This window comes from Bacillus sp. FSL K6-2971, from assembly GCF_038006405.1.
GTDB lineage: Bacteria > Bacillota > Bacilli > Bacillales > Bacillaceae > Bacillus > Bacillus pumilus.
This window is the reverse complement of sequence record NZ_JBBOVD010000001.1, coordinates 3,061,870-3,077,262: the sequence shown is the minus strand read 5'-3', so window position 1 is coordinate 3,077,262 and position 15,393 is coordinate 3,061,870. Positions and strand designations below refer to the sequence as shown.

Genomic DNA, 15,393 nt, shown 5'->3' with positions numbered 1-15,393 from the left:
TAAGATACAGTTAACACATGCACCAGCATGAGGGGAGGCTTTATCTATGAAAACAGAGGATGTCACTGCCAAGGGTGTGCCTGCGGCAGCTTTGAAAAAAGAAAGAAGAAAGCGCTTACTTAATCAAATGCTTAGTCAAAAGTTTTTGTATGTCATGATTTTGCCAGGGCTCATTTATTTTCTTGTCTTTAAATATGTGCCGATGTGGGGGCTGATCATTGCCTTTCAAGATTATCAGCCGTTTCTCGGTATTCTTGGCAGTGAGTGGGTTGGCTTCAAACACTTTATTCGATTGTTTACAGAACCAACATTTTTCATCTTATTAAAAAATACACTGATTTTATTTGCCATGAATGTCGTGATTTTCTTTCCAATTCCGATCTTATTGGCCTTGCTTTTAAACGAGGTCAGATTGGCATTGTTTAAGAAATTTGTGCAGACGATGATATACATTCCTCACTTCATGTCATGGGTGATTGTCGTGTCCTTATCCTTTGTTTTGTTAACAGTAGATGGCGGGTTAATCAATGAATTGATTGCTTTCTTTGGAGGGGAAAAGATTAACTTCCTTCTTAGTCAGGAATGGTTTAGGCCGATGTACATTTTACAAGTGATTTGGCGGGAAGCAGGTTGGTCGACGATCATTTACCTTGCGGCGATTACAGCGGTAGATCCGCAGCTATATGAAGCAGCGAAAATGGATGGAGCCGGCAGACTGAGACAAATGTGGCACATCACTCTCCCTGCCATTAAAAGCGTAATTGTCGTTCTGCTTATTTTAAAAATTGGTGACACATTAGAGCTTGGCTTTGAGCATGTCTACTTATTACTCAATGCAACGAACCGGGAAGTAGCAGAAATCTTTGATACGTATGTTTATACAGCTGGTCTTAAGCAAGGGCAATTCAGCTATAGTACCGCTGTTGGTCTATTTAAAGCAGCCGTTGGACTCATTTTGGTTATGCTGGCGAACCGTTTAGCGAAGAAATTTGGGGAAGAAGGTATTTACTAAAAAGGGAGATGAAAAAGAATGACATTATCGACTAAAAAGGAATCACCACTTGAGCATGCAGAGAAATTAGCACAAACAATTATGAAAGCGCATACACCGATCGAGCTACCTCCAGCTGGAAGATGGCATTATCATCAAGGCGTTTTTCTTTGCGGTGTGATGAAGCTATATGAGTCAACGGGGAACGAGACATATTTCAATTATGTGAAAAGCTACGCAGATTCGCTCATTGATGAGTATGGAAACCTGTTATTCCGGAGAGATGAGCTTGATGCGATCCAAGCAGGGCTCATTTTATTCCCTCTTTATGAACGAACAGGAGAGAAGCGGTATGTGCTGGCAGCGGAGAAGCTCCGCGGGCTTTATCGCACATTGAATCGCACATCTGAGGGCGGATTTTGGCATAAAGACAATTATGCTTATCAAATGTGGCTGGATGGTCTCTACATGGGCGGACCTTTTGCCTTAAAGTATGCAAAGCTGAAAGATGAAGAGGAACTGGTGGATATGGTGATCGAGCAAGAGCATCTCATGAGAAAGCATACAAAAGATGAAAAAACAGGTCTGTATTATCACGCGTGGGACGAACGAAAAGTGATGCCATGGGCTGATCAAAAGACAGGCTGTTCTCCCGAGTTTTGGGCAAGGTCATTTGGCTGGTATGTCCTTGCATTAGCAGATATGATCGAGGATCTGCCAGAGCAGCATGAGGGGCGAAAGGTGTGGAAGGAAACGCTGACAGACATGCTGGAAAGTGTAGCTAGGTACCAGGATCAAGACACAGGTCTCTGGCATCAAATCATTGATAAAGGTACTCATAGCGACAACTGGCTTGAAAGCTCTGGATCGTGTTTATTCATGTACGCCATGGCAAAAGCCATGAACGAAGGGTATGTCAGCCTTCGCTACGCTGATCATGTGGTGAAAGCATATCAAGGCTTAATTCAGCATAAGACGGCTGAGACAGAAAACGGTGATTTTACCATCAATGATATTTGCATCGGAACATCTGCTGGATTTTATGATTACTACGTCGGTAGAGAGAGAAGTACAAATGATTTGCACGGGGTAGGCGCTTTTATTATGGCGTTAACTGAGCTAGAGAAGCTGCCTGTTTTTCAAAAGGCATGAAGAGGCAAAAAAGGGCTGCGGCATGGCTCCTCAGCTTCATCGCTGCCTTTTGTTTGTCAGCCTGTCATGGGAAAACAAACGGTATCGATGTTCTGATTTTTTCTGACATGTCAAAGGGGATGAAGGATCAATTAGTCGAGAAGGCTTTTCAAACGGACCAAGAAACGTATAGCGTCCACATCTTTCCCGCGATTCCTGAAAAACTTCTTGTTGAAATTACCGCAAAAGAGGGGGATATCATGCTTGTCCCGGAAGAAATGTTTCGAACGTATGATGATCCTGAAAGCTTTCAACTGCTTGAAGAGATGGGTATAGATGATCAAGTGGCAGGGCCATATACGATCGAAGATCAAAAGACAGGGAAAACGGTTGATTATGCGGTTCAAGTCAATAAAGGCACGAAAAAGCTAAACGGCTATACCTTTCGATTACATCGAGATATGGTCGCTTTTATTCCCGTTTATGCAGACAAGTCCAAAGAGGCGCTGTCTCTCATGAAACAGCTTCGTGAAAATCGATAGAAAAAGGGGTGAGGCCTGTGAAACGGATCGTGGTTTGCGGACTCAGTCATCGTGCGTTCAATATGTTTATTAAACCACTCACAGAGGATTTCAATGAGCATTACAGGATTACAGGGCTTTTAGATATAGATCATCATCGGTATACACTTTGTCAGGAGCGTTTTCCATCACTGCGGGGCGTCTCGTTTTTTCATGAAGAGGCATTTGATCAAATGGTGAAGGAAGCAAAGCCAGATATCGTCATTGTGGCAGGCAGGGATGACACACATGTCACCTATATTTTGCAAGCACTTGACCATGATCTCGACGTCATCACTGAAAAGCCGATGGTGACAACAGCAAAAGACGCCAAAAAAGTAATGGAAAAAGAAAAGGAAAGTAAAGGAAAGGTCACAGTCACTTTCAATTATCGCTACAATCCATTTCATCGAAAGATCAAAGAACTCATTTTAGAAGGGAAGATTGGAAGGGTCACATCTGTTGAACTGAGCTGGCTCATTGATACGTATCATGGTGCTAGTTATTTCAAAAGGTGGAACCGAACGCGGCGATTCTCTGGCGGGCTATCCATTCATAAATCGACGCATCATTTTGATTTGGTCAATTGGTGGATCAATCAAAAGCCGAAGCAAGTATTTGCCTATGGGGCGCTGAACTATTACGGAGATAAAAGTCCTTGGAATCCTTTGCAGGGGGAAGAAAACAGGTATTGCGGAACATGTCATGTGAAGGATAAATGTCATTATGAAGCAAGGTGGAATCCGAGGGTAGTACGCTCAAAGGTCGAGGACGATCATATCGAATCCGGTCAGGAGCAAACGCAACAATACACCAATTATCGCCCAGACGCCTGTATTTTTGATGAGGAAATTGACATTGAGGATACATATGTGGCATCAGTGGCATATGACCAAGGGGCTCTCTTCAGCTATTCGATTCAATTCTCAGCGCCTTACGAAGGATATCGGCTTGCCATAAATGGGACGAAGGGGCGCATTGAAACAAATGAGTTTCATGTGCCATCAAGAATTCCTTTTCAATTCCCAGAACAGACGATTTCTTATTATCCGATGTTTGGAGCAAAAGAGACGATTGAAGTTGTGAAGCAGCCTGGGGGACATGGCGGCGGAGATCCTCTGCTTTTGGCCGATTTATTTATAGGGAAAGATCCTTTAATTCACTATGACATATCAGCAGGGGCAGAGGCTGGTGCTTATTCAATTGCACTTGGGGAAGGCATGTGGCGGTCTGTTGCAGAGAAGCGCCCAATTGACATAGAAGAGTTGCTTCAGAAAGAGACGGTGTCATAAAAAAAGAGAGGAGGGGAAAGAGATGGATCATGATGGTTCAATGAGCAGAATGCTTCGAATGTGTGAGTGGGTGATGCGACTCGCCTATACAAATTTGCTATGGCTACTGTTCACCATGCTGGGACTTGGGATCTTTGGATTGATGCCTGCGACCACTGCGTTATTTTCGGTGATGAGAAAGTGGATACAAGGGCATGAGCAAGTTAGCGTTTTCCGGACTTTTTGGAAGGTGTACCGTGAGGAGTTTGTACGCTCTAACTTGATTGGAGTGGCGCTTTTGATCATAGGAACGATTATATACGTAGACCTTGCGTATATTTATCCAACAAGCTGGTTTTTGCATGTGCTTCGTTTTGCCATTTATATCTTTGGTTTTCTCTTTGTTGTGAGCTTGTTTTATATTTTTCCGCTGCTGGCTCATTATGATTGGAAAAAACGTCTCTATCTGAAATTCTCTCTTTTGCTTGGTATTTCATATTTGCAATATACACTCTGTATGCTCGTTTTCTCGGCTCTGCTGTTTGTTCTCTTTGCTTATTTGCCGGGGATCGTGCCGTTCTTTAGTGTGAGTATACTCGCCTATGGTCATATGTGGCTCGCCTACCAAGTATTCAAAAAAGTAGAGTTCGAAAGTGAGCAGCAGACAGCCGAAGTAAAGAAACGCCTGCCGTCTTTCCTGCAATCGAAGCGGGTGAATACACAGTGATGCAGTTCATTTGCTATAATGGTGTCACCGTGATTAAAAGGAGAGATGAGCACCGTGTCAGTAAAAGAAATCTCAATAGAAGAATTAAAACAAAAGCTAGAGCAAGAAGAAGCCATTCAGCTTGTTGATGTGCGTGAGGACGAGGAAGTAGCAGAAGGAATGATTCCAGAAGCTGTCCACATCCGAATGGGAGATATCCCCGAGAAACTGGATGCATTCGATCAAACGCAGGAGTATTATATTATTTGCCGCTCTGGTAAACGTAGTGAAAATGTCTGCTATTTCCTAGAAGACCAAGGCTATCAAGCGACCAATGTCGTTGGCGGAATGCTTGCTTGGACAGGAGAAACAAAACCGAAGCTGTAAACAGAAGTCCTTTCATCTCATAGATGAAAGGCTTTTTTGTTCATATGCCCGCCCTGATGTGCATAAAGATAGAGTAGCGAGAGAAGGGAGAGTGGCATATGTGCTAAAGGTAGCTGTATTTGATGAAGAGCATGAAAAAGATTTGCAGAGCGAAATCAATCTTTTTTTAAAAGGAATGGATGACGACCAAATCATTGACATCAAGTACAATGTAGCGGTGATCTGTGAGCAAGGAGGAGAACAGCTCTACTGTTTTTCTGCACTCATTTTATATAAAAAATAGACGGTATCAAAAAAAGGACCTGTTTGAAGGGTCCTTTTACTTTGTTTAACTGGCGTCAATATATAAACGATGCTTGTTGCAGTGAACACATTGAAAGAGATAGCCTTGCAGATCCCCGCCGTTGACAAGCCATTGCTTTAGGTTCTCTTTCGTTAATCCTCCGCCGCTGCAAATGTCTTCGATATCTTCTGTGAGCTCTTCCTCTAAATGTTCTATCTCTTTCCATCCGACATACTGGACGATCGCACAAAAATCTCCGCAATGGCTTAACCAATATTCCTGCTGCCAGCCGCGATAACCTGGTGTTCTATAGATCAGTTCATCTATATATTCCTCTTGCTCAACGTCGTCACAGCTTGCATCGTCTTGAAAGATGCCATCGTATTTTTTAGCGGCTGAACCATCTTTAATGCACCAAGGGCAAATTCCCTTCACATCTTCAACAGAATAAAATGGACCATGATACACATATTCTCTTTCTTTTTCACAAACAGGACATGTCGTAGGCTCTTTTTTGATCACGTTTAACGAAACTGGATCTGGGTTGTACTTGAATGTAGGCAGCGTCATATAAACCTCCATTATGTAGAAATGATTTCATCATTATTTTACAGGAGTCATCCTGCTTGCAACAATCTTAAATTGTATATATAGATAGAAAAAAGCCGTTCTTATGAGGAACGGCTTTTCAGCGTGTAGACAAACCCTCGCATTCGGTGTCAGTCCTGCGTGCTGGTGCTCACGAATGTCAAATTCGCTCCGCTCCAGTACTCGTCCTTCCTAGACTTCAAAGGTTTTCTATCACGCTGAGCTGAAAAAGAAGACAAAGGGCTAAAATAAAGATCATTTTAGCCCTTTGTCAACAATCTGAAAAGCCGTTCTTATGAGGAACGGCTTTTTTCGCTTGAGATTATGCTTTTTTTACTCTTGGACTTCGTGGTTTACTGACTTTATTGGCTTGCTTGATGGCTCTTCGTTCATCATTCAATGACTTATACAGTGAGATAATCATCAAAATAATGACAACGGAGAATGGCAAGGCTGCGAGCTTGGCTGTATTTTGCAGGGCTTCAAGTCCCCCTGAAAATAAAAGTACGGCAGCAACAGAAGATTGGATGATACCCCAGCTAACTTTGACACTGCCAGAAGGGTTCAATGATCCATAGGTTGTCTGCATTCCAAGCACAAATGTAGCTGAATCAGCCGATGTAATAAAGAATATAGCGATTAAAATAAGTGCTAGAATCGATGTGATCATCGCCAGCGGATATTCATTTAGTACACCGAAGAGCATTGTTTCTGTTGATAGACCCGCAACAGAAACAATATTCTTTTGCTGTAAATCCATCGCAGATACACCGAAAATCGAGAACCATAGGAATACTAGGATAGAAGGAGCCACTAAGACACCTACTAAAAATTCTCGAATCGTTCGTCCGCGTGACACCCTTGCGATAAAGATACCGACAAATGGTGCCCAAGAAATCCACCATGCCCAATAAAAGATTGTCCATCCATTAATCCATTCTCTCTTCTCAGGATCATTTGGAGATAGACGGAAGCTCATTTGAACGATGTTGGATAAGTATTGCCCAATTGAGTCAGTAAATGAATTTAAGATAAAAACAGTTGGACCTACCAAAAGTAAGAAAAACATCAGAACAGCTGCTAATACCATGTTGATATTACTTAAATATTTAATGCCTTTTCCAATCCCGCTTAGAGCAGATGCAAGGAAAAGCACCGTCACAATCATGATAATGATCAATTGTGTGCTAAAAGCATTCGGAATTTGAAACAGGTAATTCAATCCACCGTTTATTTGTGCCGCGCCTAATCCTAGGCTTGTCGCAACACCAACTACAGTTGCAAATACCGCAATACAATCGATGGTTTTTCCGATCCATCCATTCGTTTTATTTCCTAAAACCGGCTGCAACGTTGCACTGATTAAGCCAGGTGCATCTTTTCTGAATTTAAAGTAAGCAATACAAAGTGCAACAATGGCATAAATAGCCCATGCATGAAGCCCCCAATGGAAAAAAGTATATCGAAGGGAATCTCGGAATGCCTGCGCCGTTTCAGTATCACCTGTTGGTGACTGGATAGCATAGTGGCTGATTGGTTCAGCTGCTCCGTAAAAAACAAGACCAATTCCCATACCGGCACTAAATAGCATCGCAAACCAAGAAAATAAGCCGAATTCAGGCTCTTCCCCAGGTTTTCCTAGCGTAATCTTACCGATCGGGCTAAAGATAAAGAATAGACAAAAGCCGACGAGTAGTGACACCACTAACAAGTAATACCAGCCAAAGTCATTTGTAATGTATGTTTGGATTTGATCTGTGACATTTTGCAGTGTTTCTGGAGAAAAAGCTCCCCATATGACGGTAACAAATGTGATCGCAATCACAATCCAAAATACACTTGATACGTTTTTCACACCATCTCACTCTCCTGTTGTTCTACACGTTTAAGCAGAGGATTTACTTAATATCCCCTAACTCAACTAATTTCAAACAAAAAGAGGCGAGCTTCTCACTCGACCTCTACTTTACCGTAACATGTTTTGCTTCCATTAATCAACTATCGATATGTGAAGATGATTTTTCTTCGATTCGTTTACGAAGACGGTAGACGTATTCTTTTAAACAAACAGCGAAGATGGTAAACGCCAAAACAATGGCTACTTTTAACGGGTTAATGGACAGCTTCAAGAAAAAAGCGGCTGTCAAGCTAATAACGACTGCAAATACAATTGGAAATGCACGTCTGATCATTGATCTCTCTCCTTTGCTTCTAGTGCAGCATTCATACCAGCAAGTCTGCCTGTTACAAGTGCTGACGTGATATTGTATCCGCCTGTATAACCATGGATGTCTAGAATTTCTCCGCAGAAATAAAGACCGGGCATTTTTTTAGACGCCATTTTTTTCGGTTCAATTTCTTTCACAGAAACGCCGCCTCCTGTGACAAACGCTTTGTCCAAAGAGAGTGTACCGTTCGCATGAACGATAAAATGTTTGCAATCATGGGCGAATGCACGCAGTTTGTCCTTAGCAAGACCAGAAAAAGTGTCTTGCGGATCTATACCGTTCCTCTCTAACAGAAACAATAAATAGCGTTCTTGCATCCAAGACTTTAGGACATTTTTAATGGCTTTTTTTGGTTCATCTTTTAGGTCTCGATGAAGCTTTTGGAACAGATCTTCGTCATTAAGCTTCGGATATAAGTCTATTTGCAGACGGACGACCTGCTGTTTTTTCAATTCTTTCACCACAAATCCGCTGCATCTAAGAACAGCTGGGCCGGATAAGCCAAAGTGTGTAAAGATCATATCCATGACATGTGTGACGACGGGTTTTCCTTTTTTATTTAAAACACTGACAGCCACACTTCTTAAAGAAAGCCCTTGGAGCACTTTTTCTTTTATAAAACGTTCATCTGATGTGACCGGTACTTCTGTTGGGAAGAGCTCTGTAATTGTATGACCAGCGGCTTCTGCCCATGCGTAGCCGTCACCAGTAGAACCAGTATGCGGCACACTTTTTCCGCCAACAGCAATCACAATGGAATTACTTGAAATTTTTTCATCATTATTTGTAACAATTCCGGCTGCTTGTCCGTCTTGATACAGAACTGTTTTAATCTTTTCATTCGTTCGAATGGTAACATTGAGGTTGCGGAGCCTGTCTAAAAGGGCATCCACAACAGATTGTGCTTTGTTTGAGACAGGGAACATACGTCCATGGTCTTCTTCTTTAAGTTCAATGCCGAGGTTTTCAAAAAATGAAATAATATCCTCGTTATTGAACTCAGAAAATGCACTATATAAAAAACGGCCGTTTCCGGGAATATGCTTGATGATTTCTTCTACTGGAAGGCGATTGGTGACGTTACAGCGTCCACCGCCAGAAATGGCAAGCTTTCTGCCAAGCTTGGTTCCTTTGTCAATTAACAGAACAGTTGCACCGTGCTCTGCTGATGCAATCGCGGCCATCAGTCCAGAAGGTCCACCGCCTATGACAATGACATCATAATGTTTCATGTTACATTCCTCTTTCTACTTTCAGTCATTCATCTATTATAACGAAAATTGGGGAAGGCTGAAATATGAATTGATTGGTTTTGTACCTTCTGTATTGGATTTGTTACCTGTGCGTCGAAATGATGTGGTAAAATAGTTGAGTTGAATATTCATTAGAAAAATGGTGGTTAAGCGCATGTCTAATAAACTGCTTCGTGGTACGTTGGTTTTAACGATAGGGACTTATCTCTCTCGTATTCTTGGTATGATTTATTTAATTCCATTTAGCGCAATGGTTGGAGCTACTGGTGGAGCGCTATTTCAATATGGATACAATCAGTATACGATCTTTTTAAGTATTGCTACGCTTGGTTTTCCAACAGCGGTATCAAAATTTGTTTCTAAATATAATGCAATCGGCGATTATGAGACAACGAGAAAAATGTTCAGGGCGGGTATGTCGGTCATGCTTGTCACCGGGATTATCGCCTTTTCTATTTTATATTTGACCGCACCGATTTTTGCCAAGATTCAGCTTGGCGGATCAAATGAAATAGGCGGTTTGACTGTCGATCAAGTGGTATATGTGATTCGGATGGTCAGTTTAGGTCTTTTGGTTGTACCTATTATGAGTCTTGTGCGGGGGTTCTTCCAAGGACACTCTATGATGGGACCGACAGCTGTTTCCCAAGTCATTGAGCAGCTTGTCAGAATCATCTTTCTACTAACAGCAACGTTTATTATTTTAAAAGTGCTTGATGGCGGTCTTGTCATCGCTGTCGGATATGCCACATTTGCAGCACTTATTGGCGCATTTGGCGGTTTATTCACGCTTTATTTATATTGGCTGAAGCGCAAGGATCGACTCTTATCCATGCAGCCGAATACAGGTGCTTCCTCTGACTTATCTTATAAGCAAATGTTTACAGAGCTATTTAGCTATGCGGCACCGTATGTGTTTGTTGGACTAGCGATTCCAATTTATTCTTATATAGATACAAACACTATTAACAGAGCCATGATTGCATCAGGACATCAGGATATTAGTACAGCGGTATTGTCTATTGTGACGTTATATTTACCGAAGCTCGTGATGATTCCTGTGTCGCTTGCAACAGCGTTTGGCTTAACCTTGATACCAACGATTACAGAATCATTTACAGCTCGTAACTACAAGCTGCTCAATAGACAAATTGATCAGACAATGCAGGTCATATTATTTTTCGTGCTGCCTGCTTCATTTGGTATCTCGGCATTGGCTGGACCGGTTTATTGGTTTTTCTATCCGTCTGTTCATCCTGAGATTGGGATGTCAATTTTGTTCTGGTATGCACCTGTTGCGTTATTGTTTTCTTTATTCACCATTAATGCAGCGATTTTGCAGGGAATTAACAAACAAAAATTTGCCATCGTCAGTCTGTTGTTAGGGATCATCATTAAAACGGTTCTGAACATTCCGTTAATCAGTTGGCTGCAAGGAAATGGTTCTGTGCTTGCAACTGCGTTAGGCTATAGCGCGTCCATCTTGTATATGTTTATCATGATTAAGCGCCATGCCGGCTATTCGTTCCGCAGGATTTTCAAACGATTTATTCTCATTGGTATTTTGACTGCGATTATGGCTGTAGTGGCGTATGTGACATGTCAGCTTGTGAACCAAGTGATTTCGTATGAAGGTGGAATTGTTAATGCGGGTATTGTCATTTTGATTTCAATGATCACTGGTAGCGGTGTGTATCTGTTCCTGTCATATAAGGTAGGATTACTTGAGCGTGTACTCGGCAGCCGTATGCCGAAATTTTTAAGAAAAAAGAGTTAAGAAGAGGTGGAGTTTCATGAGGCTTGATAAATTGCTTGCTAGCAGCGGCTTTGGTTCAAGAAAAGATGTAAAGAAGCTGGTCAAGGCACGGGCAGTCACCGTGAATGGAGAACTGGCGAAGCAGGTGAAAGATCATGTTGATCCATCGAATGATGAAGTGCTCGTACACGGAGAGCGTGTAGAATATAAAGAATTCATTTACTTAATGATGAACAAACCAGATGGGGTCATCTCAGCAACTGAAGATTTGCGGGATGAAACGGTTGTCGATTTACTTGAGCCGGAGGATATCGCAAGGGAGCCATTTCCTGTCGGGAGACTGGACAAGGATACAGTCGGTCTTCTCCTCCTCACAAATGATGGACAGCTTGCACATCAATTACTTTCTCCAAAAAAGCATGTGCCAAAAACGTACGAAGTTCATTTGAAATATCCATTAGGAGATCAAGACATCAAGCGCCTTGAAGAGGGTGTTATCATTTTAGATGATTACCGTACGAAGCCGGCAAAGGTTGAAGTAGATGCGAATGAAAGTGAAGATACACGCATCCGTTTAACGATTACTGAAGGAAAGTACCATCAAGTGAAGCTGATGGCGCAAGCGGTGGGAAATGAAGTCATCTTTTTAAAAAGGCTCTCGATGGGGGCTGTCACTTTAGATGAAGACCTAGCGCCTGGAGAGTACCGTGAATTAACGGATGAAGAATTAGACAGCTTAATCAATCGACCATAAATATAGAACAAAAGACAAAAGAAAAGAACCGGCATGTCGCCGGTTCTTTTTGTTATATGGACAGTTCATTATACGCTTAAGATGATATTTTTACTTTTTTTCTCGTTGTTTCCCATTTGCCTCTGCTTGGACTATGAACAAGATCGTTATAGGCAAGCACGTTTAAGTCTCTTTGAATGGTTCTAGGTGTGATCCCGAATTCATCAACCAGCTCTTGTGTCGTCACAAGACCTTTCTCTTGAATGAACATATAGACTGATTTTATTCGAGTCATCATACGGTTTGTTGAAGGTTTCAAAAAACCACTCCCTATCAATAAGATCGGATGGACTTGACTAACCACAACTTACTACACTAAAACTGCGAAATAAGGACATGCAACAATGGTAAATGTTCGTGTTTCTTAATGTTTTATTCTATTATACACGTTATTATGCATCTAGTTCCACCAAAAAGTCAACTTTACATGTTATTTAACTTGTCTTCATGAATCGAAACATGGTATATACCATGTTTTGAATTCGGTTACAACCCAATGGGGGTAAGGCGTATGGAGAATACTGTCACATTCAAACGCCCAAAAATGAAACACAGAAAATTTACAAAATAAAAAATTCACTCATCTTAAAAAGACACATCCCTTGTTAGAATGTGCCTTTTTTGTTTCTGTTATCCTTCTAAGAAAAAGAGCTGAATGAAAAATAAAATGGCAAAGATAAGGACAAGAACATGTACTTCTCTCCATTTCCCTTTTGCCAGTTTCACAAGTGGATATGAAATAAATCCAAGTGAAATTCCGGTTGAAATACTAGATGTCAGCGGCATGGAAAGGATCACTAGAAAAGCAGGGAATGCTTCGTCTAGCTCGTTCCAGCGAATGCGTGACACGGAGTTCATCATCAAGCACCCGACAATGATGAGAACAGGTGATGTGATGGATGGTAAAGAAGAAATAGCCTGAACGAGCGGACCGAAAAACAATGCCACAATAAACAGTGCAGCGACCGTTAAAGACGTTAGCCCGGTTCTTCCGCCAGCAGCAACCCCAGAGGATGATTCAATATAAGCTGTTGTTGGGCTTGTCCCAAACATAGAACCGATCGTCGTTGCAGCAGAGTCAGCGAGCAGGGCTCTGCGTACCTTTGGCAGCTGGCCTTTTTTCATGAGTCCGGCTTGTTCAGCCACTCCGATCATTGTGCCCGTTGTATCAAAAATCGTCACTAGTAAGAAGGAGAAGACGACCGCATATAAATGATGAGAGAATACATCACCAAAGGCAGCGAATGGATTTGTAATCAGCATACCTTCTGGCAGTGCAGGGATGTCCATCAGCATCTTAGGGAAATGAAGCTGTCCTGTTACAAGGGCAATCAGTGTCGTTGCTAACATGCCGATAAACAGAGCACCATTGATTTGAAGTACCATTAAAATAACAGAGATCATTAAGCCGACAAGCGTTAAAATGACAACAGGCGAGCTTAAGTTGCCAAGCTTCACTAGATTTTCCGGGTCAGCTGTGATAATCCCAGACTGACGGAGGCCGATAAATGCAATAAAAAGCCCGATTCCGGCTGTAATGCCGTATTTTAAATTATCTGGAATGGCTTGAATCAGTTGTTTTCTAAGGGATGTTAACGATAAAATAAAAAAGAGTATACCAGCAACAAATACCGCACTGAACGCTGTTTGATAGCTGATGCCGCCACCACCGACAACTGTAAAGGTGAAATAGACATTCAGCCCCATACCTGGTGCAATCGCAATCGGATAGTTTGCAAAAAGTGCCATCCAGAGTGTACCGACGACAGCAGCGATAATTGTTGCAGTAAAGACTTGGTCAAAAGGAATGCCTGCTTTTGAAAGAATTCCTGGATTAACGGCAACAATATATACCATGGTAAAGAATGTCGTCATACCAGCGATTAATTCTCTCTTTATGTTGGTTTGGTTTTCTTTTAACTGAAACATAAAATCCTCCATTTACGAACATTATTACAAAACAATTAATATAATATTCGTTTTAAGGGTGGATTGCAACCTTTTTTCAAGGAGGAATGGAAAAATGAATTGGGAAGCTGAAGTCATACGAAAAAAAGACGACTTAATAAAGGACACACAATCTTTTTTGCAAATTGAAAGTGTCCTTGATGAAGAAGGTGGAAAAGAAGGACAGCCATTTGGTGAAAAAGTCGATCAGGCCCTTCAGTATATGCTGAAGAAAGGGGAATACGAAGGCTTCACAGTCAAGAATGTGGATGGCTATGCAGGTCATATTGAATATGGAGAAGGCGAAGACATTGTAGGTGTGCTATGCCATGTGGACGTTGTGCCTGCTGGTGACGGCTGGACAACCCCGCCATTTTCAGCAGACATAAGAGAAAATAAAATATTTGCACGAGGCGCCATTGATGATAAAGGGCCAACCATGGCGGCTTTCTACGCACTGAAGATGTTAAAAGATACTGGGATGAAGTTGTCAAAAAAGATTCGAATGATCATTGGAACAGATGAAGAAAGTGATTGGCGCTGTGTGGACCATTATTTCAAGCATGAGGAGATGCCACAAATTGGATTCGCGCCAGATGCTGATTTTCCGATTATTCATGCTGAAAAAGGGATCGTTGATGCCATTGTGTCATTTACATATCAACGTACAGAACAACATCAGCGCTATACGCTCAAGCAATTCACATCGGGTATGCGGCTGAATATGGTGCCGGATGATTCAACTGCCACTGTGACAGCGGCACAAGAACGCGATGCTGAATCATTAAAAACAGCTTTTGAAGCTTATCTTGCTGACAATCAATTATCAGGTGAGGTAAGGAATGTAGCGGATGGACTGCATTTCACATTAAAAGGTGAATCAGTTCATGCCATGGAGCCAGCGCATGGCATCAATGCGGGCATTCATATGGCCAATTTCCTATGTGGACAAGAATTAGATGAAGACGGGCTTGCGTTTACCTCTCAAATCAATGCTTTATTTGATCAGGATACAAGAGGGATAAAGCTGGGGATTGCTTGCAAAGATGACATTAGCGGAGATTTGACTTTAAATGTTGGCACGATCCGCTATACACAAAGCGAGGAAGCGAAGCTAGGATTAAATGTCCGCTATCCAGTGACAGCAGACGGCAAGGACGTTAAAAAAGGGATCGAAGGCATCAAAGGGGCTACCCTTCTGAAATTTGACGACAGCCCTCCGCATCACGTCTCAAAAGATCATCCGCTTGTGAAAACATTGCAGCGGGTATATGAGGAACAAACGGGAGATCCAGCTCATCTGATTGCCATTGGTGGAGGAACGTATGCGAGATCTTTAGAAGCGGGCGTTGCCTTTGGTCCTCTCTTCCCTGGCAGACCAGATTGCGCACATCAGAAGGAAGAATATATCGAAATCGACGACTTACTAAGAGCAACCGCTCTATATGCTCAAGCCATGTATGAATTGGCAAAATAGAAAAAGAGAAGAGGGGATTCAC

16 protein-coding genes are annotated in these 15,393 nt (G+C 42.0%); 10 read left to right on the top strand and 6 right to left on the bottom strand.

Features of this window, described 5'->3' with window-relative positions; translation table 11 throughout:
• Positions 1-46: 46 nt before the first annotated feature.
• The 7 genes from MHI33_RS16425 (at position 47) to MHI33_RS16395 (ending at position 5,329) form a co-directional block, all read left to right on the top strand.
• Positions 47-1,012: an ABC transporter permease gene (locus MHI33_RS16425; RefSeq protein ID WP_003217645.1), complete on the top strand. Its 966-nt coding sequence runs from the start codon at positions 47-49 to the stop codon at positions 1,010-1,012.
• An 18-nt stretch (positions 1,013-1,030) separates the two neighbouring features.
• A complete protein-coding gene (locus MHI33_RS16420; RefSeq protein ID WP_340912633.1) occupies positions 1,031-2,143 on the top strand; it encodes a glycoside hydrolase family 88/105 protein in 1,113 nt (370 codons plus the stop codon).
• Positions 2,140-2,664 carry a lipoprotein YteS gene (locus MHI33_RS16415; protein ID WP_340912630.1) on the top strand — a complete coding sequence of 175 codons (525 nt, stop codon included), beginning with the start codon at positions 2,140-2,142 and terminating at the stop codon, positions 2,662-2,664. The genes MHI33_RS16420 and MHI33_RS16415 overlap by 4 nt, the downstream gene beginning before the upstream one ends.
• Positions 2,665-2,681: 17 nt before the next feature.
• A complete protein-coding gene (locus MHI33_RS16410; protein ID WP_340912628.1) occupies positions 2,682-3,974 on the top strand; it encodes a Gfo/Idh/MocA family protein in 1,293 nt (430 codons plus the stop codon).
• 22 nt (positions 3,975-3,996) lie between these two features.
• Complete coding sequence (locus MHI33_RS16405) at positions 3,997-4,680, top strand: YesL family protein (RefSeq protein WP_106065789.1); 684 nt, start codon at positions 3,997-3,999, stop codon at positions 4,678-4,680.
• A gap of 54 nt (positions 4,681-4,734) precedes the next feature.
• Positions 4,735-5,046 (top strand): rhodanese-like domain-containing protein, encoded by a 312-nt coding sequence (locus MHI33_RS16400; RefSeq protein WP_003217560.1) that lies wholly within the window; start codon positions 4,735-4,737, stop codon positions 5,044-5,046.
• Positions 5,047-5,146: 100 nt separating this feature from the next.
• On the top strand, positions 5,147-5,329 hold the full coding sequence (locus MHI33_RS16395) for a sporulation protein Cse60 (RefSeq protein WP_003217582.1): 183 nt from the start codon (positions 5,147-5,149) through the stop codon (positions 5,327-5,329).
• Positions 5,330-5,374: 45 nt separating this feature from the next.
• Here MHI33_RS16395 and MHI33_RS16390 read toward each other — a convergent pair whose 3' ends face one another.
• The 4 genes from MHI33_RS16390 to MHI33_RS16375 form a co-directional block, all read right to left on the bottom strand.
• Positions 5,375-5,899, bottom strand: coding sequence for a CbrC family protein (locus tag MHI33_RS16390; RefSeq protein WP_044142183.1), 525 nt, complete (start codon positions 5,897-5,899; stop codon positions 5,375-5,377).
• A gap of 340 nt (positions 5,900-6,239) precedes the next feature.
• Positions 6,240-7,772, bottom strand: a complete 1,533-nt coding sequence (opuD, locus tag MHI33_RS16385; RefSeq protein WP_340912622.1) for a glycine betaine transporter OpuD — start codon at positions 7,770-7,772, stop codon at positions 6,240-6,242.
• A 139-nt stretch (positions 7,773-7,911) separates the two neighbouring features.
• A complete protein-coding gene (locus MHI33_RS16380; RefSeq protein ID WP_003217594.1) occupies positions 7,912-8,109 on the bottom strand; it encodes a hypothetical protein in 198 nt (65 codons plus the stop codon).
• Positions 8,106-9,377, bottom strand: a complete 1,272-nt coding sequence (locus MHI33_RS16375; RefSeq protein WP_044142185.1) for a BaiN/RdsA family NAD(P)/FAD-dependent oxidoreductase — start codon at positions 9,375-9,377, stop codon at positions 8,106-8,108. Before MHI33_RS16375 ends, MHI33_RS16380 begins: the two co-directional genes overlap by 4 nt.
• Positions 9,378-9,552: 175 nt before the next feature.
• Between MHI33_RS16375 and MHI33_RS16370 the strand changes: the two genes are divergently transcribed.
• Together MHI33_RS16370 and MHI33_RS16365 are read left to right on the top strand one after the other, a co-directional pair.
• A complete protein-coding gene (locus tag MHI33_RS16370; protein ID WP_044142186.1) occupies positions 9,553-11,175 on the top strand; it encodes a putative polysaccharide biosynthesis protein in 1,623 nt (540 codons plus the stop codon).
• Between the two features lie 16 nt (positions 11,176-11,191).
• A complete protein-coding gene (locus MHI33_RS16365; RefSeq protein ID WP_044142187.1) occupies positions 11,192-11,908 on the top strand; it encodes a pseudouridine synthase in 717 nt (238 codons plus the stop codon).
• 76 nt (positions 11,909-11,984) lie between these two features.
• Here MHI33_RS16365 and MHI33_RS16360 read toward each other — a convergent pair whose 3' ends face one another.
• Positions 11,985-12,206, bottom strand: a complete 222-nt coding sequence (locus MHI33_RS16360) for a DeoR family transcriptional regulator (RefSeq protein WP_008356419.1) — start codon at positions 12,204-12,206, stop codon at positions 11,985-11,987.
• A 371-nt stretch (positions 12,207-12,577) separates the two neighbouring features.
• A complete protein-coding gene (locus MHI33_RS16355) occupies positions 12,578-13,876 on the bottom strand; it encodes an NCS2 family permease (RefSeq protein WP_340912619.1) in 1,299 nt (432 codons plus the stop codon).
• A 94-nt stretch (positions 13,877-13,970) separates the two neighbouring features.
• Between MHI33_RS16355 and pepV the strand changes: the two genes are divergently transcribed.
• Positions 13,971-15,371: a dipeptidase PepV gene (gene pepV, locus MHI33_RS16350; RefSeq protein WP_340912616.1), complete on the top strand. Its 1,401-nt coding sequence runs from the start codon at positions 13,971-13,973 to the stop codon at positions 15,369-15,371.
• Positions 15,372-15,393: the final 22 nt, after the last annotated feature.